The following is a 16531-nucleotide window of genomic DNA, read 5'->3' as shown; positions in this document are numbered from 1 at the left end:
AAACCGGTGGTTGGCCATAGATTGAGGCTGGGCAGTCACCGGCTGAGAGGAAGAAGAGAACATGCTGACCACTGCAAGTGCCGCGTCGCGGCTTGCCGAAGCGCTGGCGATCGTGCTCGGCACCAAGGACATCCCGCTGCGGCTGCGTGCCTGGGACGGTTCCGAAAACGGACCCGCCGGTGCCCCGCTGGTGGTGGTCCACTCCCGCAGGGCGCTGCGGCGGATCCTCTGGTCGCCCGGGCAGTTGGGACTCAGCAGGGCGTATGTCACCGGCGAGATTGAGGTTCCCGGGGACATCTTCGCGGCCTTCGCCGCCCTGAGTTCGGCGGGAAAGTTCGCCGAGCCCGGGCCGTTCCGGCGGCCTACCGTCCGGGAGCTGCGGAAGCTGACGACGGCGGCGGTGCGGCTCGGTGCCGTGGGCCCCAACCCGGCGCCGCCTCCGGAAGAAGCCCGCATAGCGCGCCGGGGACGCCAGCACTCCCGCGAGCGCGATGCCGCAGCCATCTCGCACCACTACGACGTCGGCAACCGTTTCTACACGCTCGTGCTCGGGCCCTCCCTGGTCTACTCCTGCGCGGTCTGGGAGGACCCGGATACCGGCCTGGACGCGGCACAGGAAGCGAAGCTTGACCTTGTCTGCCGGAAGCTGGGGCTTCGTCCCGGGATGCGGGTGCTCGATGTCGGCTGCGGCTGGGGCAGCTTCGCCCTGCACGCCGCCCAGCGGTACGGGGCCGACGTCGTCGGCGTCACGCTCTCTGCCGAACAGGCGGAACTGGCGCGCAAACGGGTGGCACAGGCCGGGCTGACGGACCGGGTGGAGATCCGGGTCCAGGACTACCGCGACGTGACGGACGGCCCCTTCGACGCGATCAGTTCCATCGGGATGTCCGAGCACGTGGGCCACGAGCAGATCGGGCATTACGTCTCCCGGCTGCACGGGCTCCTGCGCCCCGGCGGGCGGCTGCTGAACCATGCCATCTCCTGGAACGCCGGCCCCACCGCCCCGGATCCCGATTCCTTCATTCCGCGCTACGTATTCCCGGACGGGGAGATGCTCAGCCTGACCCAGATGGTCGGCGCACTCGAGGGCGGCGGAATGGAAGTGCTGGACGTCGAGGCGCTGCGCCAGCATTATGCGTTGACACTACGGGCCTGGGTGCACAACCTGGAGGCGAACTGGGACGAGGCTGTGCAGGCCAGCAGCCTGGGCCGGGCCCGGGTGTGGCGGCTGTACATGGCCGCGAGCGCGCTCGGCTTCGAAGCCGGCCTCACCGGTGTGAACCAGATCCTGGTCCAGCGCCCCGGCGGCACGGAACCACCGTTGCGCCGGACCGCCTGGCTCTGATGACGTCCGGTCCCGCAATCGCCGTCGCGGAGGGGTTGTCCTCGGGCGAAGCGGCCCGGCGGCTGGCTGCAGAGGGGCCCAACGAGCTGCCGACGGCGAAGCCGCGCAACCTGCTGCAACAAACCTGGGCCGTCGTCCGCCAGCCCATGCTGCTGCTCCTGCTGGTTGCCGGCACCGTCAACTTCCTCCTCGCCGAACTGCTGGACGGTCTGCTGCTGCTGTCCTTCGTCGTGGTCGTGATCGGCATCTCCATCTACCAGGAGCGCAAGACCGAGAATGCCCTCACCGCGCTCCGGGACCTGTCCTCACCGCGGGCCCTCGTGGTCCGCGACGGGAACCAGGTCCGGATCCCCGGACGGGACGTTGTCCGCGGTGACCTCGCGGTGCTCGCCGAAGGGGACCGGGTTCCGGCCGACGCGGTGCTGCTGGAGGCCCGTAACTTCTCGGCGGACGAGTCGGCCTTGACGGGGGAGTCGGTCCCGGTGCGCAAAGCACCCGGCGCGGGCGCCGCGGACGGGCCGATGGGCCGCCCGGGCGGGGACGCCACCGCCTGGATCTTCTCCGGCACCCTCGTCGTGAAGGGTCACGGACTGGCACTTGTGAAGGAAACCGGTGCCGGCACCGAACTGGGCCGGATCGGCTCGGCGCTGCGCTCCATTGACCAGGAACGCACTCCCTTGCAGCAGGAGATCGACCGGCTGGTCCGGTTCCTGGCGGTGTTCGGCCTCGCGGCCGCGGCCGTCGTCGTCGTTGTCTACGGGTTGACCCGCGGAAACTGGCTGGAGGGCGTACTCGCCGGGATCGCGACCGCCATGGCGATGCTGCCCGAGGAATTCCCGGTGGTCCTGACCGTGTTCCTCGCCCTCGGTGCCTGGCGGATGTCGCAAAAGCACGTGCTGACCCGACGGTCGCCGGTCATCGAAGCCCTCGGCTCGGCCACCGTGATCTGCGTGGACAAAACTGGAACCCTGACCCTGAACAGCATGACGGTAAGCCAGTTGGTGGTGGGCGCCCGGAGCCACACCATCGATGACGGCCCGCTGCCGGAGACGTTCCACTCGATCGTGGAGTACGGCATGCTCGCCTCCCCGGTGCATCCCTTCGACCCGATGGACAAGGCGTTCAAGGCACTGGCCGCCGAGCACCTTCCGGACACCGAACAGCTGCACGCAGGCTGGGAGCTGGTGCGGGAGTACCCGCTCAGCGAGGACCTGCTTGCGCTTTCGCATGTGTGGCGCCTTCCCGCTGGCGGCCGGTACGTAGTCGCCGCCAAGGGGGCGCCGGAAGCGGTGGCTAGGCTGTGCCGGCTGAATCCGGCCCAGTACGCGGCGCTCACCGCCGACGTCGAACGGGCCACAGCAAGCGGCCAGCGCGTCCTGGCCGTGGCCCGGGCCTCATCCGCCCCGGAGGCTGCCCTGCCGGAACTCCAGCTCGGCTTCGACTTTGAGTACCTGGGTCTCGTCGCGCTGCACGACCCGCTCCGCCCCGGCGCGGCCGACTCCGTCGCTGCCTGCGCCCGGGCGGGGGTCCGTACCGTGATGATCACCGGCGATTATCCCGGCACCGCCCTGGCGATCGCCCGGGAGATCGGTGTGGAGCACGGGTCGGGCGTGATCACCGGCCCTGAGCTTGCGGACATGGGCGACGACGAGCTCGCCCGGCGGATCCGGACCGTCAGTGTTTTCGCCCGGATGGTTCCGGAACAGAAACTCCGGCTGATCCGCGCGCTCAAGGTCAACGGGGAGATCGTCGGGATGACGGGCGACGGCGTCAACGACGCGCCCGCCCTGCGGGCCGCGGACATCGGCATAGCGATGGGCGCACGCGGCACCGATGTGGCCAGGGAATCGGCCGACCTGGTCCTCACCGACGACGACTTCACTTCGATCGCCGGCGGCATCCGCCAGGGCCGCGGTATCTTCGACAACCTGCGCAAGGCCCTCGCCTACACCATTGCAGTGCACGTGCCGATCGTCGGCATGTCCCTGCTGCCGGTCTTCGTCGGCGGCTGGCCGCTGGTGCTGCTGCCGCTCCAGATCGCGTTCCTGGAGCTGATCATCGACCCGGCCTGCTCAGTGGTGTTCGAAGCCGAGGAGATCGACCCGCGCATCATGGACCAGCCCCCGCGCCGGAGCGGTCAAGGCCTCTTCAGCCGCCGGGTGCTCACCATCGCTGTCCTCCAGGGGCTCTCGGTGCTGGCCGCCATCGTCGGGGTTTACCTCTGGAGCCTCGGCGCAGCGCGGCCCGACGACGTCACCCGGTCCCTCTCTTTCGCCACCCTGGTTGTGGGCAACCTGTCCCTGATCCTGGTGAACCGGTCCTGGCGGCTGCCGGTCTGGCGGACCTTCCGCGAACGGCGCAACCGCACGCTGAAGTGGGTCGTCGGCGGCGCGGCCCTGCTGCTGGTGGCACTGTTGAACATCCCCGGGCTACGCAGTGCGTTTAACCTGGGGCCGCTGGCGCCGGGGGACTGGGCGCTGGCTGTTGTGGTCGGCGTCGTTGGCGTGGCATGGTTCGAAATCTACAAGACCGTCCGCCGGCCCTGATGCTTTCGTGCTTCTCTCCGGGGTAGCCTGCGTTCATGGCGAGGGAAGAAACAAGGGTCACCGTGGAGGGACCCGACGGCGGCAGGGAACTTAGGATTTCAAGTCCGAGCAGGCTGGTGTGGCCCGAAGCGGGCCTGACCAAGCTCGACCTGGTCCACTACATGATCAGCGTAGGGGGCCCTTTCCTGGCAGCCAACGGTGACCGGCCGATCACGCTGCAGCGCTTTTCCGGTGATGTCGACGGCGAACAGTTCTTTTCGAAGAACCCGCCCAAGGGTGCACCCGACTTCGTCCGGTCGGTGGACGTCGTCTATCCGTCCGGCCGCTCCCACCCCCAGCTCGTGATCGACGAAATAGCCGCCGCGGTGTGGGCCGTGCAGATGAACACCGTGGTCTTCCACCCCTGGGCGTCGCGGGCCGGGAACCCCGACAACCCGGATCAGCTGCGGATCGACCTCGACCCGCAGCCGGGCACTGACTTCAAAGACGCCGTTCCGGCCGCCCGGGAACTGCGCGCTGTCCTGGCCGAGGCCGGGCTGAACGCCTTCATCAAGACCTCGGGCAACCGCGGGCTCCACGTTTTCGCGCCCATCGAGCCGGTGCACGAGTTCCTTGAGGTGAGGCATGCCGTGATCGCGGCCGCGCGCGAGCTTGAGCGCCGGATGCCCGACCAGGTCACCACCGCCTGGTGGAAGGAGGAGCGCGGTGCACGGGTCTTCATCGACTTCAACCAGGCCAACCGGGACCGGACGATGGCCGGCGCCTACAGCCCCCGGCCGCTGCCGGCCGCCACCGTGTCCTGCCCGCTGTCCTGGGACGAACTCGACGGCACGGATCCCGGGGATTTCACCGTCGCCACCGTTCCGGGCCGGCTCAAGTCCACCGGAGACCCGTGGGCGGACATGCACGCCAGCCCCGGCTCTCTCGAGACCCTGCTCAGCTGGTGGGAACGGGACCTCGGCTCCGGCCTCGGCGAGCTTCCCTTTCCGCCGGACTTTCCGAAGATGCCCGGTGAGCCGCCGAGGGTGCAGCCCAGCAGGGCACGCGTCAAGGAGTAGGTGTCCCTAGCCAGCTGGGTCGACGACAGGATGAGCTGGCGGCAGCGTCTGGTGCAGCCGCAGCCGCCGGCGCAGCCGCCGCCGCAGCCGCAGCCGCAGCCGCAGCAGCCGGCGCCGGCGCCGGCGCGGTTCTCCTTCAATGTTCCACCCCACTTCTAGTCTTTTCCCATGGGAAGCGGGGTGGCTTTGAGTGCGGGGAGCAGGGCCGCGGTGGTAGGCGCCCCAGTTGCTGCTTTGGGTGCGCCGCTAGCCGCGCCCAGTGCTTCGTTTGCTGCCCTGCTCTTCGGCGTCGCCAGCTGGGCCCGCCCGGAGTTGTTCCGCGCTGTGCCCTGTTTGCGCTGATCGGCTGCTGTGCGGACTGCGCCGGTCCGTCTATATTGTCGGTGCCCGTGAGTAGGCTTTGGGTATGAGAAGCGGAGTGGCTTTGAGTGCGGAGAGCAGGTCGGCGGTGGCTGCGCTTCTTGCGTCGGTTACGGCGTTTGCTGCTTCTGTGGGGGTGGTGCTGGAGGACTGCGAGCCACTCAACGCCGTTCCCTCGCCTGCGGCTGGTTCCCTGGCCGGCGGCGGTGTCGTGGTCGGTGAGCTTGTGCCCGTTGCCGGTTCTTCCCGCGAGGCCGGCCCCCTGGCTGCTGCAGGCGCCGCGCCTGGGGCCGGGCCCCTGGCTGATGCCGGTTCTGTGCCTGAGGCCAGTTCTGAGGCTAGCGAGGGTGCTGTGTTTGTTGAGGATCCGTTGCGTGAGGCGGCGGATGCGTGCCTGGACGGGCTCGCGGAGGTGGCGCGGTTGGAGGGGCAGTTCGCGGCGGTGAAGACCCGGCTGACTGCGGAGTACCTCGAGGTGTCGGAGGCGTTGATGCCGCCGGTGTCGGCGCCGCAGCAGCGCACGGTGCACCGGATGTCGATGGTCGCGGAGCTTGCGTGTGTGTTGACGGTCAGTGAACGCTCCGCCGACGCGTTGATTGGTCAGGCGGTGGCGTTGACGACAGTGTTGCCGCTGACGCTGGGGGCGTTGCAGGCCGGGCAGATTTCCTGGCAGCACGCCCGGATCATGGTCGATGAGACCATGAACCTGGACCCGGCAGGCGCCGCGGCGCTGGAGGCGCACTTTATGGCACCGTACTTCCCGGACCTGGTCGTTCCCGGACCCGGCGAGGGGCTGCCCGGCGGGGGAACTGGTGCCGGGCCGGTTCCGTGCGAAGGCCCGGACGTGGCGGGAACGCCACCACCCGGACAGCATCGAAGCCCGGCATACCAAAAGCGTGCAGGACCGGCGGGTGGAATTCCTGCCCGACAGCGACGGGATGGCCTGGTACAACACGTATCTGCCCGCGGACACCGCGGCAGGGATCTGGGAACGGACCACCGCCACGGCCCGGGCCCTGCAGAGCCCGACCGAGGGACGGAACCTCACGCAGCTCCGCGCTGACGTCACCGCGGACCTGCTCCTCACCGGCGAGATCACCGGCAGCGGCAGCGGCAGCAGCAACGGCACCGACGGCAACGAAATAGCCGCCGTAACTATCACCGGCACCGGCACCGGCGCCGAAAGCGGCAACGAGATCGGCACCGGTGCTTCATGGTCCGGCAGCACCGGTTCTGCTTCCGGGTCGGCCGCTTCCGGCGTTAGAGGGGCTGGGTTGCTGGGGGATGTGCGGTTCCCGCGGGCGCAGGTGCTGGTCACCGTACCGGTTCTGTCGCTGCTGGGATTCACGGAGGAACCAGCGATGTTGGACGGGTACGGCCCGATCCCGCCGTCGATGGCCCGCCGGCTGGTGGCCGGGGGCACTGACTCGATGTACCGGGTGCTGGTTGATCCGCGGGACGGGGCGCCGTTGGAGATCGGCCGGAAAAGCTACCGGCCAAGCAAGGCCCTGCGGCAGTGGCTGCGGCTGCGGGACGCGAAGTGCTCGTTCCCGGGCTGTAACAACGCGTCGCTGGATAACGAAACGGACCACCTGCTGGCCTGGGCCGACGGCGGCACGACCGGGATCACTAACCTGGGCCAGGCCTGCCGTAAACACCACGGCCTCAAACACACCACCGCCTGGACACCCACTGGAGCCAGTAGAGACCACCCGCCCGGCTGGACGTCCCCAACAGGCCGCACCTACCCAAGCGAACATCAGGACTGGGAACCACCCCGAATGCCCGATGGCCTCCTGCCTGCAGATTCCCTGGCCGCTGAGTCCCTGACTGCAGAGTTTCCGATAGCAGACCCGCTCGTCGGTTCCGAACCGCCGCGGGACCCCGGCGGCCATGAACCGGGCCGCGGGTTGCGAACACCCCCGGACCCTGCCCCCGGCTATAGGCCCGCGATGCCCCCGGACCCCGACCCCGGCCTGGAATGGGACCTGCGTCCGGCTCCGGAACCCGACTTCGAACCGGACCTCGAATTCGACCCGCCTCCGGACCCCGGCCCCGATCCCAATCTGACCCTACCTGAAGACCCCTTCCCCGATTGGTACCTCTTCGTCGCCGCGTAGTTGAGCTTCATCCCGTCGCGTGTCGTTCCGTTAGTGTCACCTGGTCACCTATCGAGGGCGTCCGCCTCGCTGATGCCCGCCTCCTCGACTGGGTGGCTTCGTTCAAGGGTGATGAGGTCCCGGCCGAACGAGTACGACAGCAGCGCGAGGGCCAACAAGACCGCCGTCGTCTTCGGAAAAACTGGGACGCCCGGGGACAGCGCGAAAAGTAATGCGAGAGGCTGCAGAGCGCCGATGGCCTTGCGGCCGTGGGAGACCGGAAGCGTCCTTCGCAGGGCCGGGCGGAACCTCCCGGCAGCCGAAAACGCGTAGTACATCAGCCCGATCAGCAGCGTCCAGGCTCCAAGGGCTGCAGCGGCGGCAAAGGACAGCACAAGCGTAAGCGCGGCATCGGTTTCGGTGTCGAAGCGTGCACCATCGGCAGAGGTGGAGCGAGTTCGCCTCGCCACAGCACCGTCGACGGCGTCCAGCCCGAAAGCCGCAGCGCCCAGGATCAGGAGCAGCCCGTCCGGGGGATGCGGGCTGAGGAGGCTCGTGACCGTGAGTACCGCACAACACGCCACCAGGACGGCTCGTCCCAGGGTGACACGGTCAGCCGGAGTGAACGCCGGAGGTTCCCGGCGCAGAATGGAGGCGCAGTTGGTGCCCAGCACGGCTGCTCCGGCGCCCACAGCCACGACTCCAAACGCTGCGCTGGGGGATGTCAGAAACGCCAGCCAACTGCCCACACCGAGATAAGCGGCAGCGGCGGCGGTCAGGTCCCGCCTTGTCCCGCGAGCGATGATATTTGGCATGGACACCTCGTCCCCATGCTAGCAACGCACAGCGCTGCTGTAGATGGCCGGCGGCGGCCCCTTGGAGAGCCGTTGCCCCGTGGTGTGGCAGGGTGGGAAGTAGCCTGTGTCCGATTGCACCCAAGGAGTCCTTGCCCATGACCGTGCCCATCCTGGTGCCCATCGCCGCCGCGTCGCAGGATCTGGGTGGGATTGTCGGCTTTGCGGCCAAGGCCATTGATGCTCTGGGCGAGTGGGGCGTAGGACTCTTCACCCTAGCGGAGACGGTGTTCCCGCCGATTCCCAGCGAGGTCATCCTGCCGCTTGCCGGCTTCCTGACGCGACAGGGATCCATGAGCCTGCCGCTTGTCTTCCTGACCAGCACGCTGGGAGCCTACGCGGGCGCGCTTCTGCTGTATTGGCTTGGCGCCCGGCTGGGCCTCGAACGGTCCATCCGCTGGCTGTCCAAGCTGCCCTTGGTGGAGCGGGAAGACTTCGAGAAAGCCGCGGACTGGTTCGACCGCCATGGCCGGCCGGCAATTTTCTTCGGCAGACTGATTCCCGGGGTGCGGAGCCTCATCAGCCTGCCCGCAGGAGCCCAGAAGATGAACATCCTCAGCTTCAGCATTTTCACCCTTTTGGGAAGCGGCTTGTGGAACGGACTACTGATCGGCCTGGGCTCGCTCCTTGGAACGCAGTACGAACTCATCGACCAGTACTCCCGGTACCTCAATTACGCCGTTTACGCGGCGGTGGCCGCGGTGGTGCTGTGGTTTATCGTCAGAGCCGCCCGGCGCAGGAATTCAGCAGACACAAAATCCTGAGGTGACCGGGCCTACTTGGCCTGTTCCCGACTTACCTGTCGGTCCTCTCGGGTCCACCCGCACCGCTACTGGGCCTCCTACGCGTCTTTTGTGCCGTCAAAAGTCGGGTAGTTCCCCGGCTTGTTGCCTACCCTTCATTCGTGCAACCGTGGGCTTCGAGGGGCCGTCTGGACACAAAGGCGCAGCGTGCGATGTTCTTCTCTGCCGGCCCTGGGAACGTGAATTGCATCGTTTTGCCTGGGGAAACGGAGAACATCGTGGACGACGCGCTGGAACCAGCACCATCGATTGCCGTCCAACTGTTTGGACCGCTGGTGATCCGCCGCGACGGCACGACGCTGACCGCAAAGGATCTGGGTGGATGCAAGCCACGGCACATTCTGGAGATTCTCCTGCTTAGCCTTGGAAAGCCGGTTTCCAAGGTCCATCTGATTGAGATGCTCTGGGGACACAGTGCCGGCGAGGGGGCAGTGGCTACGCTGGAAAGCTACGTCAGTGGGATCCGCCGCGCCATCCAACCCGGGCAGACCAAGACAGGACCGCTGAGGACCGCCAACAGCGGATACCTGCTCGATCCCGGGTTGGTTGACCTGGATCTGTCGCGCTTCGCAGCGCTGCTCCGCGCGGCAACCCTCAGGAAACCGGACGAGGCGTACCCGCTCCTGGTGGAAGCGCTGGAACTGTCTGCTGAACCTTTGCTCGGATTCGAACTGGCTGCCGACTGGGCCGATGACGCCAGGACCCGGCACGCGGCGGAACGGGTGGGAGCGATGATCGCGGCGGCGGAGACAGCGTCTGTCCTCGACCGGCACCACGAGGCGGTCCGCTGGGCGCAGTTGTCCGTCCAGGCGGAGCCGCTGAATGAACGGGCATGGACGGCGCTCGTGACCGCCTACGAGAGGGCCGGGCTTCCGGCCGAAGGACTGACTGCCTACGAGCGTTGCCGCCGTCGCTTTGACCGCGACCTCGCCTGCACGCCGGGACCGGCGCTTCAGGCGGCCCATCTGAGATTGCTGCGACAGCGCGCAGACGCCAACCCGGAACTGTCCGAGGTGCTGGCGGCCTTGCTTTACCTCGGCGAACGGCTCAGCGGCGCCGGCGGGCGCGACGCCGGGCAGGGCACCGGGACGTACAACGGCGGGCAAGTCACCGGCAGGCAGGGCGGCGGGCAGGGTGCCGGCGGGCAAGGCGCCGGAGGGCAGGGCGCCGGAGGGCGCGACGCCGGGCAAGGTGACGGCGGCGAAGGAACCGGCGGGCAAGGAACCGCTGGGCGGGGCGCCGTCCAGCACCGGGCGGCGGAGCGCCGGCTGCACGAGGACGCCAGCCGGATCCTGGATTCCTTCCTGCAACGGGTCCGCGCGGCGGTCTGACCGTGGACACCGCGGCCGGCGGCTGCGGGTGGCTGTCGGTTGGGCCTGTCAGGCGGCCTTCACCACGGGCAGCTCGTCCCAGTGCGTTGTGTAGCGCGGGGACAGCATGTCGCGCTTCATCGTCCAGTCGGGACCGCCGCGGATGCCTGCATGGCCGAGGCCGATGGAACCCCTGCCGTATTTACGGCCGACCTCTTCCAGCAGCGGGCCGATGCCGCGTTCCTCATGCGGGTTCTCGAAGACGGCCAACGGTGCCTGGTTGGCGGTCGGGCGCAGATCGGTGACCATGATGCCCGCCCGCGCGTACTTCACGCCGTCCTCGATCCGGGGGAGCAAGGCATAGGCCGCCCGGGCCAGCAAGAGCGGGTCCGCGGTGGGCATCGGCAACCGGACGCAGGCGGACGGATGCGAGCTGTCCCGCGGGTTGTAGTAGGACGTTGCTGCGAAGGCGGTCAGGACTTTGGCCTGCAAACCGTGTCGAGCGAGCCGGGCGCTGGCTTGCTGGGCGTAGATCCCCAGGACCTGGCGGATTCCGGCCGCAGAGTTGATGGGGGTCGCGAAGGACCGGCTGAAAATCAGCTGGTCCCGGATTGCGCGCTCCTCTTCGAGCGGAATGCAGGCTGTACCACCCAGCTCCAGAACGGTGCGCATCAGCACCACCGAGAAGCGCTCGCGGATCCGAACCGGGTCCGCCCGTGCGAGGTCTAGGACGGTTTGGATTCCAAGTGCGTTCAGGCGCTTCGTGAGCCGGGTCGAAATTCCCCACAGTTCGATGACGGAAAGACCGGCCATGAGCCTGTCCCGCATTTCCGGCGGAATTGAGTCCCAGTGGCACACACCGTCGAACGCCGGGTTGTGCTTGGCCCACTTGTTCGCAAGCTTCGCCAGGGTTTTGGTGCCGGCGATGCCCACGCAGACCGGAACTCCAACATTGCGGCGGACCGCAGTCTTCATGGCGTGCCCGAGCCGGAGCAGCTCCTCGGGGCTGCCGCGCACACCAAGGAAAGCTTCGTCGATGCTGTAAACCTCCAGCCAGGCCGAATACCGGCCCAGCAGCTCCATAACGCGGGCGCTGATGTCCCCATAGAGCTCGTAGTTGCTGGACTTGGCAACCAGCCCCCATTCCTTTGCCCGGGGTGCAAGCTTGAACCACGGTTCACCCAGCGGGATGCCGAGGGCCTTCGCCTCGGCCGAGCGGGTGACCGCGCAACCGTCATTGTTGGACAGCACCACCACCGGCCGGCCCTCCAAGGAGGGATCGAAGGCCCGCTCCGCGCTGGCGTAAAAGCAGTTCACGTCCACGAGCGCTATGCTGCCGCTGCCAAAGCCGGAGTCAGACATGGTGCAGGCAGCGGGTGGCGACACCCCAGATGACAAGGTCAGACAGAGCCGCCACCGCAATGTCCGGATAGCGCGGGTTGTCCGCCTGCAAAATCACGCCGGAACCACTGATGCGCAGGCGCTTGACGGTCAATTCGCCGTCGAGGACGGCGACGACGACGGACCCGTCGCGGGGCTCCAGCGCCCGGTTGACGATGAGCTCGTCCCCGTCGCTGATGCCCGCGCCCTCCATCGAATCCCCGGACACCCTGACGACGTAGGTGCTGGTGATGTCCTTGATCAGGTGCTCATTAAGGTCGATCCGGCCCTCAAAGTAGTCCTGAGCCGGCGAGGGATACCCCGCCGCGACGGGCACCGGCGAGATCAGGACCGAGAGAAGGGAGGTGCCCGCGTCTATCACGCGGGGTCCGATGATTACGCCCACAACACACCTTAGTTCGAATATATGTTCGAATAAAAGTGTAGCCCCGGGGGCCGACTTTTAACCCGACCTTGTCCGATGGTCGCCGGTGCACGACCACCGAACCCGCGAGGGCGGTGGTTTAGCGTCCGGTCAGACTGACGAAGTACTCCTGCTGGACCGCGCGACGGTCCAGCTTCCGGGCAGTGCGCATTGAGGGCTGGTTCTCCGCGTGGATCTGGCCCCACACGGTGTCCGCACCCGAGCGTTGACCTGCCAGGAATGAAGACTGCACCGCGGCAGCCAGACCCCTGCCACGGAGGCGCTTCGACAGGAGGATGTCCAGCATGCAGAGGGCACGTCGGCCAAAGAGCGGGGAGATCGTGGCAGCCGCCAATCCCGCGAAGCCGTGGTCGTCCCGAAGCGACATCAACAGGCCCTGGTCCGCCGCCTCTTGAAGCCCCTCCAGGTCGGACTCCGAGACGAACGGGGCAAGTCCCGGGGCGTCTGACCGCCACGCCTGATGTTCGTGCTGGTAGTCGGGGAACACCTCACCCGCCGCTTCCGGCCAGGAGATCGTCAAAAACCCGGGCAGGTCCCGCTCGCCAGTTCGTGTTGCCGCGCTCAGGGACCCGGCCATGCATGTTGCCCAGCTCTCTGCGTCTAATTCTTCGAGGCCTGGCTGCTCCCAAAATGTAAAGCCACGCAGGTCAACGCCACGGTAGGCCCCGCTCACCTGGGCGGCCAACGCGTTAACGGCCGATAGGCCGTTCACCCGGGCAGTAGTCTTGACCGCCACGAACGGGAAGTCCGGATCGAGGTTGCGGTATCTGAGGCCTGAAACCACGGTGCGCTCATCGCTGGTTTCAAGCAGCCGCTCGGTCATGTCTTCAACGCTTACTTTGACGCCAAGCCGGGCAATCCTGGCCGCCGCCACGTTCGGAGACGCAAGAGTGGCGAGGGACCCGACGTCGTCGATCTCTGCCTGCTCCGCTTCCTCGGCGTCGAACCCCGCAGGAAGGTATTCCAAGACGGGGCGGGCAAACGCGGCGAGCTGGTGGTCCGGCAGTCCAAAGGGGTTCATTGATCCCTAGGCTACTGGAGCTGACCAGCTGAAAGAGGGAGCTATTCGTTCAAAAGCTACTCCGCAGGTAACCCGGCTAAGGTGCAGCAGCTGAGGCGGGATCGATCCAGTAGCGCCGCTTGCCGTTGCGGGTGTCCTCATAGGCGCCGCCGTTCCGTTCGATGGTCGCCCGGGAGGCCGCGTTCTCCTCGTCGCAGGTGAGAAGAACCCGCGGGATCCCCAGATCGCGGGCAAGCGGCAGGGCGGCGGCGAGGGCCTTCGCTGCATGACCGCGTCGCCGCGCGGAAGGCCTCACGCTGTAGCCGATGTGGCCCCCTTCGTTGAGCAGGAAGTCGTTCAGCTCATGCCTGATGGCCAGTGAACCGAGGAATGAGTCACCTTCCACGATCCACAGGTAGGTGCACGGCACGTAGCCCGGCTTCCGCGGGCTTTCCGGCAAAGCATCGTCGAGGAGGGCTTGGACGAAGCGTCGGAACGTCCCGGCGTCGCTGAGTTCTTGCAGGTCCCAGTCCTCCGCGCCCGCGCCGTCCCTGTGGGCGCCCTCAAATTCCGCCGAGCCTTCCAGCCATGAGGAGTGATAGCTGACGTCGGGTGCGATAAGCAGAGGCATCAGATGATCGTACGGGAGGGCGCTCCTATTCCTTCGCTACTCGAACCGGGACGGGTCGCCCATGCCGCGGCGCACTACCTCCGCGACGCCGCTGGAGAAATCAATGACCGTCGTCGGCTCCGCCCCGCAGTCGCCGGAATCGATGACGGCGTCGACCACGTGGTCGAGCCGCTCCTTGATCTCCCAGCCCTGGGTCAACGGCTCCTCTTCGTCCGGCAGCAGCAGCGTGCTCGACAGCAGCGGCTCGCCGAGTTCGGCCAGGAGCGCCTGGACCACCTTGTGGTCGGGGATACGGACGCCCACAGTCTTCTTTTTCGGATGGAGGAGCCGCTTCGGGACCTCCTTGGTGGCCGGCAGGATGAAGGTGTAGCTTCCGGGGGTCACGGCCTTGATGCTGCGGAACACGTCATTGTCGATCTGCACGAACTGGCCGAGCTGGGCGAAATCCTTGCATACCAGGGTGAAGTGGTGCTTGTCGTCGAGATGCCGGATGGCGCGGATCCTGTCCAGCGCCTCGCGGTTCCCCAGTTGGGCGCCGAGGGCGTAGCAGGAGTCGGTGGGATAAGCGATCAGTCCGCCGGACTTGAGCAGTTCCACCGCCTGGGTGATGGAACGCGGTTGCGGGTTGTCGGGGTGCACATCCAGGAATCTCGCCATGGCACGAGCTTACGCCCGGCCCTCGCCTCAAAGGGCCTCGTCGTGGTGGATCCGCTCGTCCAGGAACCGCAGAGGCTCGCCGCTGCCGCTCCACTGCTTGGCGATGATTTCAGCGGCGATGGACACCGCGGTCTCTTCCGGCGTCCGCGCGCCGAGGTCCAGGCCCACCGGGCTGTGGAGGCTGGAGAGCGCGTCCCCGCTGAGGCCGGCTTCGCGCAGGCGCCGGATGCGGTCCTCATGGGTCCGGCGTGAGCCCATGGCGCCAACAAACGCCACCGGATTCCCGCGCAGGGCCACCTCCAGGAGCGGTATGTCGAATTTTGGATCGTGCGTGAGGACGCAGATGACGGTCCTTTCATCCACCAGCCCGCGGTCCTGCTGTCCGGCGAGATAGCGGTGCGGCCACTCGTTGACCACCTCCGCGGCCTCGGGGAACCGGGCCGGGGTGGCGAAGACGGCGCGGGCGTCACACACGGTCACCCGGTAGCCCAGGAAAGTGCCCAGCCTTGCCAGCGCCGAAGCGAAGTCGATGGCGCCGAAGACGAGCATCCGCGGCGGCGGGGCGTAGCTGCTGAAGAAGACCCGCATACCGCTGTCCAGCCGTTCACCATCCGGCCCGTAGCTCAGGACGCCGGTCCGGCCAGCGGCAAGGTAGCCAAGGGTGTCGTCGCCGACTGCGAGGTTGGCACGCTCCGAGCCAAGGTTCCCTTCAACACCATCCGGCCGCACCACCAGGTGCCGTCCCAGCCAACTGTTGTCCGGGTGCTCAATGACCGTGGCGACTCCCACCCGTTTGCCGTCGGCGAGGTCCTGCCGGACGCGGTCGAGTTCGGCGAAGCGTTCCTGCGAGACCGGTTCGACGAAGATGTCAATGATGCCGCCGCAGGTCAATCCGACGGCGAACGCGTCGTCGTCGCTGATGCCGTACCGCACCAGCACCGGGATGCCGTCGTCCATCACCTGGGTGGCCAGGTCGTAGACGGCGCCCTCGACGCAGCCTCCGGACACCGAACCGACGGCCTCGCCGCCGGCGGTGACCAGCATGGCCGCCCCCGGCAGCCGGGGGGCGGACTTGAAGGTGCTCACCACGGTGGCAAGCCCGGCAGTCTCGCCCTGCTGCCAGCCCGGCAGGATGGCCGCCAGAACGTCCCGCATCGGATATCCCTACAGCCTTCCGCAAAGACGGAGCAGCCGGAACGCGGACCGCCGCCCCGCCCAATAGGCCAGGACGGCCACGGCCGCAACCAGGCCGGCTACCTTCCCCGGGCTGGAAAGCTGGTCGACGGCGATGCCCCGGGCGAGGGTGAAAGCGTCGAGACTCCCGGCCGGCGACGGTTGCCCGGGAAGCGGGGACGGTGACGGCGGCGGTGACGGCGACGGAAGCGGGGACGGGGACGGTGACGGGGTCGGTGGTTCGGGAACCGGTGACGGCGACGGCGGTTCCGCCGACGCCGCTGGCGCGGGGGACGGTGCCGCCGTCGTCCCGGTCCCCGCTCCGGCACCTCCGGACGCCGCGCTCGCCGGTCCTGGTGCCGCCGTCGTCCCGGTCCCTGCCGCCGTGTGTTCTTGTTGGCCTGGTCCGGTCCCTGCCCCGGGTTCGGCAAGCATGGCCTGCAGGTTGCCGGCGAAGATTCCCATCATTTGCTCCGTGACGCTCCCGATCACGCTTTTGCCCATCGCTGCCGCCTTGCCCGACAGTGCCAGCTCCGCGTTGACGGTCCCGCGCGTCGTGGTCCCGTCTTCGGTCAAGGCCAGCGTCACCGTGGCGTCGGCGGTGCCCTGGCCGCGGGTCTCCTGGGCCTTGCCGCCCAGCACCGCGCGGTGATCGGCGGCGTTCCGCTCCAAGACGGTGAGCAGCCCCCGGTATTGCATGTTGACCGGGCCCAGTTTGACCGTCATCCCGACCTGGTAGGCGTCGTCGGAGAGCTTGTTCAGGATCCGGGCGCCCGGCAGGCAGCCGGCTACCCGTTCAAAGTCCATCAGGGTCTCCCAGACCTTCTCGATCGGGGCGACCACCGCGAAACTGCTGTCGATCTGCATTGA

General features: G+C 67.7%; 13 protein-coding genes and 1 pseudogene. 6 read left to right on the top strand and 8 right to left on the bottom strand.

Annotated elements, in window-relative coordinates; translation table 11 throughout:
• Positions 1-61: 61 nt before the first annotated feature.
• From QFZ61_RS12895 to QFZ61_RS12880, 4 genes and pseudogenes are all read left to right on the top strand, one after another.
• Complete coding sequence (locus QFZ61_RS12895) at positions 62-1345, top strand: class I SAM-dependent methyltransferase (protein ID WP_307036623.1); 1284 nt, start codon at positions 62-64, stop codon at positions 1343-1345.
• Positions 1345-3891 (top strand): cation-translocating P-type ATPase, encoded by a 2547-nt coding sequence (locus QFZ61_RS12890; RefSeq protein ID WP_307036620.1) that lies wholly within the window; start codon positions 1345-1347, stop codon positions 3889-3891. Before QFZ61_RS12895 ends, QFZ61_RS12890 begins: the two co-directional genes overlap by 1 nt.
• 35 nt (positions 3892-3926) lie before the next feature.
• Positions 3927-4949, top strand: a complete 1023-nt coding sequence (gene ligD / locus QFZ61_RS12885) for a non-homologous end-joining DNA ligase (protein WP_307036618.1) — start codon at positions 3927-3929, stop codon at positions 4947-4949.
• 586 nt (positions 4950-5535) lie between these two features.
• A pseudogene (locus QFZ61_RS12880) lies at positions 5536-7429 on the top strand (DUF222 domain-containing protein).
• A 44-nt stretch (positions 7430-7473) separates the two neighbouring features.
• Here QFZ61_RS12880 and QFZ61_RS12875 read toward each other — a convergent pair.
• The gene (locus QFZ61_RS12875; RefSeq protein WP_307036613.1) at positions 7474-8223 is read right to left on the bottom strand and encodes a CDP-alcohol phosphatidyltransferase family protein; all 750 of its coding nucleotides are present in this window, start codon (positions 8221-8223) and stop codon (positions 7474-7476) included.
• Positions 8224-8360: 137 nt separating this feature from the next.
• Between QFZ61_RS12875 and QFZ61_RS12870 the strand changes: the two genes are divergently transcribed.
• Positions 8361-9026: a DedA family protein gene (locus QFZ61_RS12870; RefSeq protein WP_307036611.1), complete on the top strand. Its 666-nt coding sequence runs from the start codon at positions 8361-8363 to the stop codon at positions 9024-9026.
• Between the two features lie 233 nt (positions 9027-9259).
• On the top strand, positions 9260-10396 hold the full coding sequence (locus tag QFZ61_RS12865) for a BTAD domain-containing putative transcriptional regulator (RefSeq protein ID WP_307036609.1): 1137 nt from the start codon (positions 9260-9262) through the stop codon (positions 10394-10396).
• A gap of 48 nt (positions 10397-10444) precedes the next feature.
• Here the strand turns inward: QFZ61_RS12865 and QFZ61_RS12860 are convergent, their stop codons facing one another.
• The 7 genes from QFZ61_RS12860 to QFZ61_RS12830 all read right to left on the bottom strand — a co-directional run bounded on the left by QFZ61_RS12860 (position 10445) and on the right by QFZ61_RS12830 (position 16528).
• Complete coding sequence (locus QFZ61_RS12860; RefSeq protein WP_307036607.1) at positions 10445-11737, bottom strand: Y-family DNA polymerase; 1293 nt, start codon at positions 11735-11737, stop codon at positions 10445-10447.
• Positions 11730-12161: a LexA family transcriptional regulator gene (locus tag QFZ61_RS12855; protein ID WP_307036605.1), complete on the bottom strand. Its 432-nt coding sequence runs from the start codon at positions 12159-12161 to the stop codon at positions 11730-11732. The genes QFZ61_RS12860 and QFZ61_RS12855 overlap by 8 nt, the downstream gene beginning before the upstream one ends.
• Positions 12162-12279: 118 nt before the next feature.
• Positions 12280-13221: a hypothetical protein gene (locus QFZ61_RS12850; RefSeq protein WP_307036603.1), complete on the bottom strand. Its 942-nt coding sequence runs from the start codon at positions 13219-13221 to the stop codon at positions 12280-12282.
• 76 nt (positions 13222-13297) lie between these two features.
• Positions 13298-13831 (bottom strand): GNAT family N-acetyltransferase, encoded by a 534-nt coding sequence (locus QFZ61_RS12845; protein WP_307036601.1) that lies wholly within the window; start codon positions 13829-13831, stop codon positions 13298-13300.
• A 36-nt stretch (positions 13832-13867) separates the two neighbouring features.
• A complete protein-coding gene (locus QFZ61_RS12840; protein ID WP_307036599.1) occupies positions 13868-14488 on the bottom strand; it encodes an L-threonylcarbamoyladenylate synthase in 621 nt (206 codons plus the stop codon).
• Positions 14489-14515: 27 nt separating this feature from the next.
• The gene (locus QFZ61_RS12835) at positions 14516-15643 is read right to left on the bottom strand and encodes an XdhC family protein (protein ID WP_307036597.1); all 1128 of its coding nucleotides are present in this window, start codon (positions 15641-15643) and stop codon (positions 14516-14518) included.
• Between the two features lie 9 nt (positions 15644-15652).
• Positions 15653-16528 carry an SRPBCC family protein gene (locus QFZ61_RS12830; protein ID WP_307036595.1) on the bottom strand — a complete coding sequence of 292 codons (876 nt, stop codon included), beginning with the start codon at positions 16526-16528 and terminating at the stop codon, positions 15653-15655.
• Positions 16529-16531: the final 3 nt, after the last annotated feature.

This window comes from Arthrobacter sp. B3I4 (assembly GCF_030816855.1).
Lineage (GTDB): Bacteria > Actinomycetota > Actinomycetes > Actinomycetales > Micrococcaceae > Arthrobacter.
Note: the sequence above shows the minus strand (reverse complement) of the source record. Positions and strands in the feature narration are given on the sequence as shown.

What these genes read in the sequence shown, in the direction of transcription:
- QFZ61_RS12895 (WP_307036623.1), top strand. Translation starts at nt 62, where the DNA reads ATGCTGACCACTGCAAGTGCCGCGTCGCGGCTTGCCGAAGCGCTGGCG.
- QFZ61_RS12890 (WP_307036620.1), top strand. Translation starts at nt 1,345, where the DNA reads ATGACGTCCGGTCCCGCAATCGCCGTCGCGGAGGGGTTGTCCTCGGGC.
- ligD (WP_307036618.1), top strand. Translation starts at nt 3,927, where the DNA reads ATGGCGAGGGAAGAAACAAGGGTCACCGTGGAGGGACCCGACGGCGGC.
- QFZ61_RS12875 (WP_307036613.1), bottom strand. Translation starts at nt 8,223, where the DNA reads ATGCCAAATATCATCGCTCGCGGGACAAGGCGGGACCTGACCGCCGCC.
- QFZ61_RS12870 (WP_307036611.1), top strand. Translation starts at nt 8,361, where the DNA reads ATGACCGTGCCCATCCTGGTGCCCATCGCCGCCGCGTCGCAGGATCTG.
- QFZ61_RS12860 (WP_307036607.1), bottom strand. Translation starts at nt 11,737, where the DNA reads ATGTCTGACTCCGGCTTTGGCAGCGGCAGCATAGCGCTCGTGGACGTG.
- QFZ61_RS12850 (WP_307036603.1), bottom strand. Translation starts at nt 13,221, where the DNA reads ATGAACCCCTTTGGACTGCCGGACCACCAGCTCGCCGCGTTTGCCCGC.
- QFZ61_RS12845 (WP_307036601.1), bottom strand. Translation starts at nt 13,831, where the DNA reads ATGCCTCTGCTTATCGCACCCGACGTCAGCTATCACTCCTCATGGCTG.
- QFZ61_RS12840 (WP_307036599.1), bottom strand. Translation starts at nt 14,488, where the DNA reads ATGGCGAGATTCCTGGATGTGCACCCCGACAACCCGCAACCGCGTTCC.
- QFZ61_RS12835 (WP_307036597.1), bottom strand. Translation starts at nt 15,643, where the DNA reads ATGCGGGACGTTCTGGCGGCCATCCTGCCGGGCTGGCAGCAGGGCGAG.
- QFZ61_RS12830 (WP_307036595.1), bottom strand. Translation starts at nt 16,528, where the DNA reads ATGCAGATCGACAGCAGTTTCGCGGTGGTCGCCCCGATCGAGAAGGTC.